This is a genomic window from Streptomyces microflavus (assembly GCF_014650075.1).
In the GTDB taxonomy this organism is placed as follows: Bacteria; Actinomycetota; Actinomycetes; order Streptomycetales; family Streptomycetaceae; genus Streptomyces; species Streptomyces microflavus.
Genome location: NZ_BMUG01000004.1, coordinates 223,516 through 235,850, shown reverse-complemented (window position 1 = coordinate 235,850; position 12,335 = coordinate 223,516). Strand labels below are relative to the sequence as shown.

The 12,335-nt window shown below is 72.2% G+C and carries 10 protein-coding genes; 8 read left to right on the top strand and 2 right to left on the bottom strand.

Going from position 1 to position 12,335, the window contains the following annotated elements; all coding sequences use genetic code 11:
* Nucleotides 1-55 precede the first annotated feature (55 nt).
* From scy to IE264_RS13365, 6 genes are all read left to right on the top strand, one after another.
* Nucleotides 56-3,949, top strand: coding sequence for a polarized growth protein Scy (gene scy, locus IE264_RS13390; protein ID WP_032758601.1), 3,894 nt, complete (start codon nucleotides 56-58; stop codon nucleotides 3,947-3,949).
* A gap of 223 nt (nucleotides 3,950-4,172) precedes the next feature.
* Nucleotides 4,173-5,111, top strand: coding sequence for a coiled-coil domain-containing protein (locus IE264_RS13385; RefSeq protein ID WP_015611398.1), 939 nt, complete (start codon nucleotides 4,173-4,175; stop codon nucleotides 5,109-5,111).
* Nucleotides 5,112-5,190: 79 nt separating this feature from the next.
* On the top strand, nucleotides 5,191-6,228 hold the full coding sequence (locus IE264_RS13380) for an ABC transporter ATP-binding protein (protein ID WP_032758600.1): 1,038 nt from the start codon (nucleotides 5,191-5,193) through the stop codon (nucleotides 6,226-6,228).
* Between the two features lie 5 nt (nucleotides 6,229-6,233).
* On the top strand, nucleotides 6,234-7,013 hold the full coding sequence (locus IE264_RS13375) for an ABC transporter permease (RefSeq protein WP_015611396.1): 780 nt from the start codon (nucleotides 6,234-6,236) through the stop codon (nucleotides 7,011-7,013).
* A 139-nt stretch (nucleotides 7,014-7,152) separates the two neighbouring features.
* On the top strand, nucleotides 7,153-8,367 hold the full coding sequence (locus tag IE264_RS13370) for an ABC transporter ATP-binding protein (protein ID WP_032758599.1): 1,215 nt from the start codon (nucleotides 7,153-7,155) through the stop codon (nucleotides 8,365-8,367).
* Nucleotides 8,364-9,221, top strand: a complete 858-nt coding sequence (locus IE264_RS13365) for an ABC transporter permease (protein ID WP_032758598.1) — start codon at nucleotides 8,364-8,366, stop codon at nucleotides 9,219-9,221. Before IE264_RS13370 ends, IE264_RS13365 begins: the two co-directional genes overlap by 4 nt.
* A 15-nt stretch (nucleotides 9,222-9,236) precedes the next feature.
* Here the strand turns inward: IE264_RS13365 and IE264_RS13360 are convergent, their stop codons facing one another.
* Nucleotides 9,237-9,566, bottom strand: a complete 330-nt coding sequence (locus tag IE264_RS13360; RefSeq protein ID WP_015611393.1) for an Rv1322 family protein — start codon at nucleotides 9,564-9,566, stop codon at nucleotides 9,237-9,239.
* A 213-nt stretch (nucleotides 9,567-9,779) separates the two neighbouring features.
* Between IE264_RS13360 and IE264_RS13355 the strand changes: the two genes are divergently transcribed.
* Nucleotides 9,780-10,826 carry an LLM class flavin-dependent oxidoreductase gene (locus IE264_RS13355; protein ID WP_032758597.1) on the top strand — a complete coding sequence of 349 codons (1,047 nt, stop codon included), beginning with the start codon at nucleotides 9,780-9,782 and terminating at the stop codon, nucleotides 10,824-10,826.
* Nucleotides 10,827-10,960: 134 nt separating this feature from the next.
* On the opposite strand, the gene IE264_RS13350 is transcribed toward IE264_RS13355, so the two are convergent.
* Nucleotides 10,961-11,353 (bottom strand): SCO5389 family protein, encoded by a 393-nt coding sequence (locus tag IE264_RS13350; RefSeq protein WP_003966234.1) that lies wholly within the window; start codon nucleotides 11,351-11,353, stop codon nucleotides 10,961-10,963.
* Nucleotides 11,354-11,625: 272 nt separating this feature from the next.
* Here IE264_RS13350 and nucS point away from each other — a divergent pair, with 272 nt between their 5' ends.
* Nucleotides 11,626-12,297, top strand: a complete 672-nt coding sequence (gene nucS, locus IE264_RS13345) for an endonuclease NucS (RefSeq protein WP_015611391.1) — start codon at nucleotides 11,626-11,628, stop codon at nucleotides 12,295-12,297.
* The last annotated feature ends 38 nt before the right edge of the window (nucleotides 12,298-12,335 follow it).

Here is a 12,335-nt window from a genome sequence, read left to right as displayed (position 1 = left end):
GGGGTCTCCCCTGCTCGAACGACGTTGAGAGCTCGGGGAAGGATGGGACCGCGCAGTGCGGGGCTACGAAAGCCAGGAGAGCCACCGAGCTGAAGACGACCATCTCTCGCGGTTCGAAGCCGAGATGGACCGGCTGAAGACCGACCGGGAGAAGGCCGTCCAGCACGCCGAGGACCTCGGCTACCAGGTCGAGGTCTTGCGCGCCAAGCTGCACGAGGCGCGGCGCAGTCTGGCGACCCGTCCCGCCTACGACAGCGCGGACATGGGCTACCAGGCCGAACAGCTCCTGCGGAACGCGCAGATCCAGGCCGAGCAGCTGCGCAGCGACGCCGAGCGCGAGCTGCGCGAGGCGCGGGCCCAGACACAGCGCATCCTCCAGGAGCACGCCGAGCACCAGGCGCGCCTGCAGGCGGAGTTGCACAACGAGGCCGTCCAGCGCAGGCAGCAGCTCGACCAGGAGCTGGCCGAGCGCCGGCAGACCGTCGAGTCGCACGTCAACGAGAACGTCGCCTGGGCCGAACAGCTGCGGGCCCGCACCGAGTCGCAGGCCCGCCGGCTGCTGGACGAGTCCCGCGCCGAGGCCGAGCAGGCGCTCGCCGCAGCGCGGTCCGAGACCGCCCGGCTGGCCGAGGAGACCCGGCAGCGCGTCGGCTCGGAGGCCGAGGCGGCCAGGGCCGAAGCGGAAGCGATTTTGCTGCGCGCCCGCAAGGACGCCGAGCGCCTGCTGGGCGCCGCCTCCGCGCAGGCCCAGGAGGCCACCAGTCACGCGGAGCAGCTGCGCTCCAGCACCACCGCGGAGACCTCGCAGACCCGCCAGCAGACGGCCGAGCTGAACCGGGCCGCCGAGCAGCGGCTCCAGGAGGCCGAGACCCGGCTGCGGGAGTCCCGCCTTGAGGCCGAGCGGGTCCTCACCGAGGCGAAGGACGCGGCCGCCAAGCGGCTGGCCGGTGCCGAGTCGCAGAACGAGCAGCGCACCCGTACGGCCAAGTCGGAGATCGCCCGGCTGGTCGGCGAGGCCACCAAGAGCGCCGAGGCGCTCAAGGAGGAGGCCGAGCAGGCCCTCGCCGACGCCCGCGCCGAGGCCGAGCGGCTGGTCGCGGAGGCGGCCGAGAAGGCCCGTACGGCGGCCGCCGAGGACGCCGCGGCCCAGCTCGCCAAGGCCGCCCGCAGCGCCGAGGAGGTCCTCACCAAGGCCTCCGAGGACGCGCAGTCGACCACCAGGGCCGCGAGCGAGGAGGCCGACCGGATCCGCCGCGAGGCGGAGGCCGAGGCGGACCGGCTGCGCGGCGAGGCCGCCGAGCAGGCGGACGAGCTCAAGGGCGCGGCCAAGGACGACACCAAGGAGTACCGGGCCAAGACGGTCGAGCTCCAGGAAGAGGCCCGCCGGCTCCGCGGCGAGGCCGAGCAGCTGCGCTCCGAGGCGGTCGCCGAGGGCGAGCGGATCCGGGGCGAGGCCCGCCGCGAGGCGGTCCAGCAGCTGGAGGAGGGCGCCCGTACCGCCGAGGAGCTGCTGACGAAGGCGCGCTCCGACGCGGACGAGCTGCGCACCAAGGCGAACGGCGAGAGCGAGCGCATCCGCGCCGAGGCCGCCGAGCGCGCGGCCACCCTGCGCAAGCAGGCCGAGGAGACGCTGGAGCGCACCCGCGCCGAGGCCGAGAAGCTGCGGGCCGAGGCCGAGGAGCAGGCGGCGGCCACCACCGCCGAGGCCGAGCGGGGAGCGGCCGGGCTGCGCGAGGAGACCGAGCGCGCGGTCGCCGCCCGGCAGGCCGAGGCGGCCGACGAGCTGAACCGGCTGCACACCGAGGCCGAGACCCGGCTCGCCGCCGCCGAGGAGGCGCTGGGCGAGGCGCGTACGGAGGCGGAGCGGATCCGCCGCGAGACGAGCGAGGAGGCGGAGCGGCAGCGGGCCGAGGCCGCCGAGCGCGTCCGCGTGCTGACCGAGCAGGCCGGGGCGGAGGCCGAGCTGCTGCGCGACGAGGCCGCGGCGGACGCCTCACGCTCCCGGGCCGAGGGCGAGGCCATCGCCGTACGGCTGCGCACGGAGGCGGCCGCCGAGGCCGAGCGGCTCAAGTCCGAGGCGCAGGAGAGCGCCGACCGTGTGCGGGCCGAGGCCGCGGCCGCCGCCGAGCGGGTCGGTGCCGAGGCCGCCGAGGCGCTGGAAGCCGCCCGGGAGGAGGCCACGCGCCGCCGCCGGGAGGCCGAGGAGATCCTCGGCGCGGCCCGTACCGAGGCCGGGCAGGAGCGCGAGCGGGCCCGCGAGCAGAGCGAGGAGCTGCTGGCCTCCGCCCGTAAGCGGGTGGAGGAGGCGCAGGCCGAGGCGCAGCGGCTGGTCGAGGAGGCGGACGCCCGGGCGACCGAGCTGGTCTCGGCGGCCGAGCAGACCGCGCAGCAGGTGCGGGACTCCGTCGCCGGTCTCCACGAGCAGGCCGAGGAGGAGATCGCGGGGCTGCGTTCGACCGCGGAGCACGTCGCGGAGCGCACCCGTACCGAGGCGCAGGAGGAGGCGGACCGGGTCCGCGCCGACGCGCACGCCGAGCGGGAGCGGGCCGCCGAGGACGCGGTCCGGCTGCGGCGGGAGGCGAACGAGGAGTCGGCCCGGCTGCGGCAGGACGCCCACGAGGAGACCGAGGCCGCGAAGGCGCTGGCCGAGCGGACGGTCTCCGACGCGATCACCGAGTCGGAGCGGCTGCGCGCGGACACCTCGGAGTACAGCCAGCGGGTGCGTACGGAGGCGTCCGACGCCCTCACGTCGGCGGAGCAGGACGCGTCGAAGGCCCGGGCCGAGGCGCGGCAGGACGCGAACCGGATCCGTTCGGAGGCGGCGGCCCAGTCGGACCGGCTCATGGCGGAGTCGACGACCGAGAGCGAGCGCATCCGCAACGAGGCCTCCCAGGCGTCCGAGCAGCTCGTCGTCGAGGCCACCACGGAGGCCAACCGGCGCCGCAAGGAGGCCACCGAGCAGGCCGACCGGCTGCTGGCCGATGCGGGCGAGGAGGCCGAGCGGCTGCGTACCGAGGCGGCCGAGCGGCTGGGCTCCGCGCAGGAGTACGCCGCCCGCACCCGTGAGGAGGCCGAACGGCTGCGCGCCGAGGCGGAGTCGGCGGCCGAGGAGCTGCGCTCCGAGGCCCGCCAGGAGGCCGACCGGGTGCTGGACGAGGCGCGCGAGGCGGCGTCCAAGCGCCGGGCGGACGCGGCGGAGCAGGCGGACCAGCTCATCAACAAGGCGCGGGAAGAGGCGCTGCGTACGGCCACCGAGGCCGAGGGGCAGGCCGACACGATGGTCGGCGCGGCCCGCAAGGAGGCCCAGCGGATCACCTCGGAGGCGACCGTCGAGGGCAACACCCTGGTGGAGCGCGCCCGTACCGACGCCGACGAGCTGCTGGTCGGCGCCCGGCGTGACGCGACCCAGATCCGGGAGCGGGCCGAGGAGCTGCGGGCCCGGCTGGAGAGCGAGATCGAGGAGCTCCACGAGCGGGCCCGCCGCGAGACGTCCGAGCAGATGAAGACCGCGGGCGAGCGTGTCGACAACCTGATGAAGGCGGCGACCGAACAGCGCGACGAGGCCGAGGCGAAGGCCAAGGAGCTGCTGGCGGAGGCCAATTCGGAGGCGAGCAAGGTCCGGATCGCCGCGGTGAAACGGGCCGAGTCGCTGCTGAAGGAGGCCGAGACCAAGAAGGCCGGGCTGATCCGCGAGGCGGAGAAGCTGCGGGCCGACGCGGCGGCCGAGGCCGAGAAGACGGTCTCCGAGGGCAAGCGCGAGCTGGATGTCCTGGTGCGCAGGCGCGAGGACATCAATACGGAGATCTCCCGTGTCCAGGACGTGCTGGAGGCGTTGGAATCTTTCGAGACGCCGACCGGGGCCGGGAAATCGGCGGGCGGACCTGCGGGCGGCGGCAAGGCACCCGCCGCGGCGGGGACGCGATCGGGAGTCAAGTCGTCGGAGAGGTAGTGGTCGTACGGGGGAGACGGCAGGCCACGGGGGAAGAGGCAGGCGCACGGGGGCGCGTGCTTCGTCATGGACATTCAACCCTTCGAGTGGCAAGCACTCCGGGGGTCAGCCACTCAAAAGGGGTGTCATTCTCCAGATCAAACCGGCATCTACACGTTGACACGCCGCTATGGCCCCTAGGATTCCCCCTATCACCTCACCGGTCTCATTCGACAGGAACCCCATGAGTGACCCTTCCTCCCCCTTCGGCTTCGAGCACGTGCGACGTGGTTACGACCGCGGTCAGGTGGATGACCGCATTGCCAAGCTGATCGCGGACCGTGACAGTGCCCTGGCCCGAATCACCTCTCTGGAAAAGCGCATCGAGGAGCTGCACCTCGAAACGCAGAACGCCCAAGCCCAGGTGAACGACGCCGAGCCGTCGTACGCCGGGCTCGGTGCCCGTGTCGAGAAGATTCTCCGCCTCGCCGAGGAGGAGGCCAAGGACCTGCGTGAGGAGGCCCGCCGCGCCGCCGAGCAGCACCGCGAGCTGGCCGAGTCGGCCGCCCAGCAGGTGCGCAACGACGCGGAGTCCTTCGCCGCCGAGCGCAAGTCGAAGGCCGAGGACGAGGGCGTCCGCATCGTCGAGAAGGCGCAGGGCGAGGCGAACACGCTGCGCACCGACGCCCAGAAGGACGCCCAGCAGAAGCGCGAGGAGGCGGACGCCCTCTTCGAGGAGACCCGCGCCAAGGCCGCGCAGGCCGCCGCGGACTTCGAGACGAACCTCGCCAAGCGGCGCGAGCAGTCGGAGCGGGACCTCGCGTCCCGTCAGGCCAAGGCCGAGAAGCGTCTCGCCGAGATCGAGCACCGCGCCGAGCAGCTCCGCCTGGAGGCCGAGAAGCTCCGTACGGACGCCGAGCGCCGGGCCCGTCAGACGGTGGAGACCGCGCAGCGCCAGGCCGAGGACATCGTGGCCGACGCCAACGCCAAGGCCGACCGGATCCGCAGCGAGTCGGAGCGCGAGCTGGCGGCGCTCACCAACCGCCGCGACTCGATCAACGCGCAGCTGACCAACGTCCGCGAGATGCTGGCGACGCTGACCGGTGCCGCGGTGGCCGCCGCCGGTTCCCCGGTGGACGACGAGCCCGCCCAGCGCGGTGTTCCGGCCCAGCAGACCCGCTGACGCCCTGAGCGGTTTCTTCCGCGCGCCCGGTTCCGCCTTTGTGGTGGCGCCGGGCGCGCGGCCGTTCTAGCGTGTGCGCATGATCGAGCTCGAGGGACTGACCAAACGATTCGGCAGCAAGGTTGCCGTCGACCATCTGACGTGCCAGGTCAGACCGGGCATGGTGACCGGTTTCCTGGGCCCCAACGGGGCGGGCAAGTCCACCACCATGCGCATGATGCTCGATCTGGACAACCCGACCAGCGGAACGGTGCGCATCGACGGCAAGCCGTACCACGAACTGCAGGAACCGCTGAAGTACATCGGGGCGCTGCTCGACGCCAAGTCGATGAACGGCGGGCGCAGTGCGTACAACAACCTGCTCTGCCTGGCGCAGAGCAACCGCATCCCGAAGAGCCGGGTCGACGAGGTGCTCGACACCGTCGGTCTGAGCGCGGTCGCGAAGAAGAAGTCCAAGGGCTTCTCCCTCGGGATGGGCCAGCGCCTGGGTATCGCCTCCGCGCTGCTGGGCGATCCCGAGATCCTGATGTTCGACGAGCCGGTCAACGGTCTCGACCCCGAGGGCATCCACTGGATCCGCAACCTGATGAAGGCGCTCGCCGCCGATGGGCGGACCATCTTCGTCTCCTCGCACCTGATGAGCGAAATGGCGCTGACCGCCGACCATTTGATCGTGATCGGCCAGGGCAAGCTGCTCGCCGACACCTCCATGGCCGACTTCATCCATGAGAACTCCCGCAGTTACGTACGGCTGCGCTCACCGCAGCAGGAGCGGCTGCGGGACGTGCTCCACGAGGAGGGCTTCACCGCCGTCGAGACGGACGGCGGGACCCTGGAGATCGACGGGGCCACCACCGAGGAGCTCGGCGAACTGGCCGCCCGTCACCAGGTCGTGCTGCACGAACTGAGCTCGCAGCGGGCCTCCCTGGAGGAAGCGTTCATGCAGATGACGGCCGGCTCCGTGGAGTACCACGCCCACTCCGGACCGGGCGAGGCCGAACCCCCGCCGACAGCGGGGGCGGCCGGGGCGGGCTGGGGCGAAGGCTGGAACAAGCCGGGCTCCGCCGCGCCGCAGTCCGTCGAAGGCACCACCGGCACCGAGAACAAGGGGGCCTGACGACGATGGCTTCGGTACCCGCGGTCCTCAACTCCGAGTGGACCAAGATCCGTACGGTCTCCTCCACCACCTGGACGCTCATCTGCGCGTTCGCGGTCACGGTCGCCATGGGCGCGGGCGTCAGCGCCTTGGTGAACGGCACGTTCGACGACCTCTCCGAGACCGAGCAGCTCACCTTCGACCCGACGCTCGTCAGCTTCTCCGGCACGGTCCTGGGCCAGCTCGCCATGATCGTGTTCGGGGTGCTCGTGGTCGGCACGGAGTACAGCTCCGGCATGATCCGCACCTCGCTGGCCGCCGTGCCGCAGCGCGGGACACTCCTCTTCAGCAAGATCGCCGTGGCCGGGGTACTGGCCCTCCTGGTCGGCCTGCTCACCAGCTTCGTCTCGTTCTTCCTCGGCCAGGCCCTGCTGGGCGACCGGGGCACCGACCTCGGCGCGGAGAACGTCCTGCGCGCGGTGGTCGGCGCCGGCCTCTACATGGGGCTGATCGCCATCTTCTCCATGGGCGTCACGGCGATGCTCCGCAGCTCCATGCTGTCGATGGGCATCCTGATCCCGTTCTTCCTGCTGATCTCCAACATCCTGGCCGCGGTGCCGTACGCCAAGGACGTCATCCGGTACTTCCCCGACCAGGCCGGGTCGAAGATCATGCAGGTCGTCCCGGAGGCGATGGGCAGCGATCCGTCGCCGTACGGTCCCTGGGCCGGGCTCGGGATCATGGTCGCCTGGGTGGTGGCGGCGGTGCTCGGCGGTTACCTGGTCCTGAAGAACCGGGACGCGTAGAGCCCGTAACCGCCCGCTCGCAGCCTGTGCCGAACTTGGCCGGAACCGTCAAGGCCTGGTTATCCTCCTAACTCTTACGGGGGTGTGCGGCCAGGTGGCCCGAGCCCCGAACGACAGAGTGAGTCGATGGGGCTGGAGAATGATCGAGGCAGTCGGCCTGACCAAGCGCTACGGCGCGAAGACGGCCGTGGACGACCTTTCCTTCCAGGTGCGGCCGGGGGCCGTCACCGGCTTCCTCGGTCCCAACGGGTCGGGCAAGTCCACGACCATGCGGATGATCCTCGGCCTGGACCGGCCGACGGCGGGCCGTGTCACGATCGGCGGGCACCCCTACCGGAGCCTGCCGAACGCTCCGCGCCAGGTGGGCGCGCTGCTGGACGCCAAGGCGGTGCACGGCGGGCGGACCGCCCGCACCCACCTGCTGTCGCTGGCCCAGCTGGCCGGGATCCCGGCCCGGCGGGTGGATGAGGTGCTGGGCGTCGTCGGGCTCCAGGACGTCGCCAAGCGGCGCTCCAGCGGCTTCTCGCTCGGCATGGGGCAGCGGCTCGGGATCGCCGCTGCGCTGCTCGGCGACCCGCAGGTGCTGCTCTTCGACGAGCCGGTCAACGGTCTCGACCCCGAGGGCATCCACTGGGTCCGCAACCTGATGAAGACGCTGGCGTCGGAGGGCCGCACGGTCTTCGTCTCCAGCCACCTGATGAGCGAGATGGCCCTCACCGCCGACCATCTGATCGTGATCGGGCGCGGCCGGCTGCTCTCCGACATGAGCGTCACCGACTTCATCTCGGCGAACTCCGCCGACTTCGCCCGGGTCCGGGTCCCCGAGAGCGCCCCCGAGGAGCGGGAGAAGCTGACGTCCTCGCTCATCGAGGCGGGCGGCAGCGTGATGTCCGAGCCGGACGGCGCCCTGCGCGTCACCGGCCTCCCGCTGCCGAGGATCAGCGACCTGGCCCACGGGGCCGACGTACGGCTCTGGGAGCTGTCGCCGCACCGGGCCTCGCTGGAGGAGGCGTACATGCGGATGACGCAGGGCGTCGTGGACTACCGCTCGACGGACGACGCCAAGGCGGGGCTCCTGGAGCCCCCGCAGGCGGCCTACGGGGGCGCTCAGGGCGGCTACGGGGGCACTCAGGGCGGTTACGGGGCCGAGCCCGGCCACTACCCGCAGCACCAGCCGGCGGACGTACCGCAGCAGAGCTGGTACGCCCCGCCGCCGCCCGGCCAGAACCCGTACGCGGCCACTCACTCGGCCACCGCACCCGCACCCGGCCCGGCCACCGCGCCTCCCCCGGCCGCCCCCGAGCCCTCCCCCGCCGACCGGGCCGGGGAGCAGACCAGCGAGGACCCCCGATGACGACGCCGGCCGCCCCGCAGGCCCACGAGCACCCCCAGGCGAACGTGCCGGGCGGCCTGCTGGGGTACTACGAGTCGCCCATCCCGATCCGCCGCGCCACGCTCGGCGACGCGATCGCCTCGGAGTGGACGAAGATCCGTTCCGTCCGCTCCACCCTGTGGACCCTGGGCGTGATGGTCGTGCTGATGGTGGCGATCGGGCTGATGTCCGCGCTGCTGATCGCCGCCGCCGACACCGACCTGGCGGGCGAGCCGGTCGTGGCCCTCGGCTTCTTCGGGGTGCTGCTGGGCTCGATCTGTGTGATCACCCTCGGCGTGCTGACCATCGGCTCCGAGTACAGCACCGGCATGATCCGTACGACGCTGACGGCCTGCCCGAGCCGGGCCCGGGTACTGACGGCGAAGGCGATCGTCTTCTTCCTGCTCGCCTTCGTCATCACCACGGTGACGGCCACGGTCGTCGCGGTCTTCCAGACGGCGATCCTGGGCGGCGGCATCGACTCCGGCTCGGTGTGGCTGCGCGCCACCGTGGGGGTCGGGCTCTACATCGCGGCCCTCGGCCTGGTGTCGCTGGCGGTCGGCGCGATCATCCGGCATTCGGCGGGCGCCATCACGGTCATGATCGCCGTGGTGCTGCTGCCGCTGGTCCTCGCGCTGTTCATGTTCTCGGACAGCCTGCGCGGCCTGCAGCGCTTCCTCTTCGAGTACTCGATCCCCAACCAGCTCGGCGCGCTGTACGGCTCGACGGTCACCGAGACCGGCCCGTCCGGCTGGGAGCCGCTGCTGCTGATGCTGGCCGTGGCGGCCGTGGCCATGGGCGGCGCCTACCTGGCGCTGGACCGGCGGGACGTCTGAGGGGACGTACGGCTCTCAGTAGCGCGGCGCGTTCCTGGACCGCTGCACCCGGGTGGTGCGGCGGTCCTTCGCGTTCCAGCACGCCTTGTGCCAGTGCCTGCGGTCCTCGATGCCGCCGAACTCGGGCCAGGCGACGAGGTGCGGAACGCCGGAGGGGATCTCCTGGTCGCAGCCGGGGCAGCGGTACCGCTTGCCCTGGGCGCTCGCGCCGCTCACCGGGCGCACCGACCACTGCTCGCCCTGCCAGCTCTCGGCCGCCCCTCCCCCGCCGTACCGCCCCAGCGCCGTACCGGGGTGTTCGTCGGGACTGTCGCCGCCACGGGGGCGGTTGCGGCGCGGGGACACAGGACACCTCACGGGGGCGGCTCGGGCACGGTGGGACCAAGCCTAGAGCCTGCCGCAGGGGGCAGGTGCCGGGTGGGGCCGACGGCGCGATCGGGCACGGGAGTGAGTTAGCGGAAAATCGCAACAATTTCGTCCCGGACCGTGCCTTTGGCACGTGTCAGACGTTGTTGCCAGTGGGGGAGACACGCGTCGGCCGCAAGGAGGCAACACGCGATGCGCATCGGAACGTTCGTTCTGGCAGCTCAGTTCCCGGGCCAGGGGCCGGGCGAGGCCCTGCACCGGGCCGTCCGGTCCGCGGAGGCGGCGGAGGAGTCCGGGCTCGACTCGGTCTGGCTGGCCGAGCACCACTTCGTGCCGTACGGGGTCTGCCCGTCCGCCACCACCCTGGCCGCGCTGCTGCTCGGCCGGACCCGGCGGATCCGGGTCGGCACCGCCGTCAGCGTGCTGCCCAACCACCACCCGGTCGCCCTCGGCGAACAGGCCGCGCTGCTCCATCTGACCAGCGGCGGACGGTTCTCGCTCGGAGTGGGCCGGGGCGGCCCCTGGGTGGACCTGGAGGTCTTCGGGGGCGGTCTCGACGCGTACGAGAACGGCTTCCCCGAGGCGCTGGAGCTGCTGCTCGACTGGCTGCGGGAGCCGCGGGTCGCGGGGCGCGGGGAGCGGTTCGGCTTCCGCGAGGTGGCGGTGGTGCCGCGCGCGGACGAGCTGCTGGACGGGGCGGCGGGGGCGGTCGGCACGTCCGGGCCCGAGGTGATCGTGGCGTGCACCTCCCCGAAGAGCGTGCGGCTGGCGGCGGGCCGGGCGCTGCCGATGCTGCTGGGCATGCACTGCGGGGACGCGGAGAAGGCGGAGATGGTCGCCCTGTGGCGTACGGCGGCCCGGGAGGCCGGCCATCCGCCGGAGGTGGTCGAGGGGGCCGCACATGTGTCCGCAGGGGTGGCCCAGATCGCGGACGGACCCGGCGACGCCACGGAAACCCTGGTGAAGACGATGCCCGGCTGGCTGCGCCAGGGGCTGGACGCCCATGTCACGGTCGACGCCCGGCACCGCGTGATGCGGGACCCCGTCGCGTACACGGAACTGCTGTGCGCACTGCACCCGGTGGGCCCGCCGCAGCTGGCCGCCGACCGGCTCGCGGCCACCGCCGAGCGGACCGGCATCACCCGCTTCGCGCTCCTGGTGGAGGGATCGGGCGACCTCGCGGCGACCGAGGAGAACGTGCGGCGGCTCGGCGCCGACGTACTGCCACTGCTCACCTGACCTGCGCTTGTGCATGCGAAATGACCTCGCGTGATGCGTGATGCGTGATGCGGTGGAGCGTGGTGCGGTGGTACGGGAGCTGCCGCCCCGGAGCCAGTTGCACCTCCCGCGGCCCGAAGCGGCAGCAGAAGCGTTCAGCAGTCCCGTAGTTCGGGCGACTGGTTGAGCAACTGGCCCCTCACCGAAGTGAACTTGGCCAGTCGGTCGTCGACCGAGGCGTCCAGCGGGAACACCGCGACGCGGTGGCAGTTCTGGAAAGCGATACGCACTCCGAAGTGCCGCTGGAGCGCGCCGCGTATCGCATCACTCGCGAGCGCACGCAGCAGCTGACCACGTGCCTGCTCGTCCGGCGGCGGCGTCTGGTTGTCGGCGAACTGGCCGCCGTCGACCTTCAGCTGAGCCACCAGAGAGCTGATCATCTCCCACGCGAAAGGCAGGGAGGTCCGGACGCAGTCGACGAAGTCGGCTTCGTCGACCTCGCCTCGCTCGGCCTGTTCCAACAGCGCCGGTGAGACGTCGAGCGACATGGGTTCTCCTCTCGCGACCCCGGACGGTGACCGGGGCCTTACGGGCAGGGAAGGAGGGCGACGACGCAGCGTGCACGGGCGGCGACCTCCTGCATCCACGTTAAGCGTGCGGTGGAGGCCGCACCAGGAGATTGGGAACACAACCGGCCACTAACGAAGGGGCGCAAAGAGGGGCAAGCCCGCTTCGCCGCCGCGCGCTGAGGAGCGAGTGACAGGGGTGGACGGATGGGGAAATCGCGTCGGGCCCCTCCGGTCGAGTAGCGTTGCCGACCATGCGTCTCGTCATCGCCCGTTGCTCCGTCGACTACGCGGGCCGGCTCACAGCCCACCTGCCCTCCGCCCCCCGTCTGATCCTGGTGAAGGCGGACGGCAGCGTCTCGATCCACGCCGACGACCGGGCGTACAAACCGCTCAACTGGATGTCGCCGCCGTGCACCCTGAAGGAGGGCGCCGGCGATGAGGCAGGCGTCTGGACCGTGGTGAACAAGGCGGGCGAAAAACTGATCATCACGATGGAGGAGATCCTCCACGACTCCTCGCACGAGCTGGGCGTGGACCCGGGGCTCATCAAGGACGGTGTGGAGGCGCACCTCCAGGAGCTGCTCGCCGACCGGATCGAGATCCTCGGCGAGGGCCACACCCTGATCCGCCGTGAGTACCCCACCGCCATCGGCCCGGTGGACATCCTCTGCCGCGACGCGGACGGGGGGACGGTGGCCGTGGAGCTGAAGCGGCGCGGCGACATCGACGGGGTGGAGCAGCTGACCCGCTATCTGGAGCTGCTCAACCGCGACCCGCATCTCGCCCCGGTCAAGGGCATCTTCGCGGCCCAGGAGATCAAGCCCCAGGCGCGGGTGCTCGCGACGGACCGCGGCATCGGCTGTGTGGTGCTCGACTACAACGCGATGCGCGGCATCGAGGACGACAAGCTGCGCCTGTTCTGACCCGCCGCCCCTGAACGGCCGAAGCCGGGCGCCCCTTC

Bases quoted from the DNA above. Each gene is read 5' to 3' on its own strand.
- IE264_RS13370 (WP_032758599.1), top strand. From the start codon at position 7,153: ATGATCGAGGCAGTCGGCCTGACCAAGCGCTACGGCGCGAAGACGGCC.
- IE264_RS13355 (WP_032758597.1), top strand. From the start codon at position 9,780: ATGCGCATCGGAACGTTCGTTCTGGCAGCTCAGTTCCCGGGCCAGGGG.
- nucS (WP_015611391.1), top strand. From the start codon at position 11,626: ATGCGTCTCGTCATCGCCCGTTGCTCCGTCGACTACGCGGGCCGGCTC.
- IE264_RS13365 (WP_032758598.1), top strand. From the start codon at position 8,364: ATGACGACGCCGGCCGCCCCGCAGGCCCACGAGCACCCCCAGGCGAAC.
- IE264_RS13350 (WP_003966234.1), bottom strand. From the start codon at position 11,353: ATGTCGCTCGACGTCTCACCGGCGCTGTTGGAACAGGCCGAGCGAGGC.
- IE264_RS13380 (WP_032758600.1), top strand. From the start codon at position 5,191: ATGATCGAGCTCGAGGGACTGACCAAACGATTCGGCAGCAAGGTTGCC.
- IE264_RS13385 (WP_015611398.1), top strand. From the start codon at position 4,173: ATGAGTGACCCTTCCTCCCCCTTCGGCTTCGAGCACGTGCGACGTGGT.
- IE264_RS13375 (WP_015611396.1), top strand. From the start codon at position 6,234: ATGGCTTCGGTACCCGCGGTCCTCAACTCCGAGTGGACCAAGATCCGT.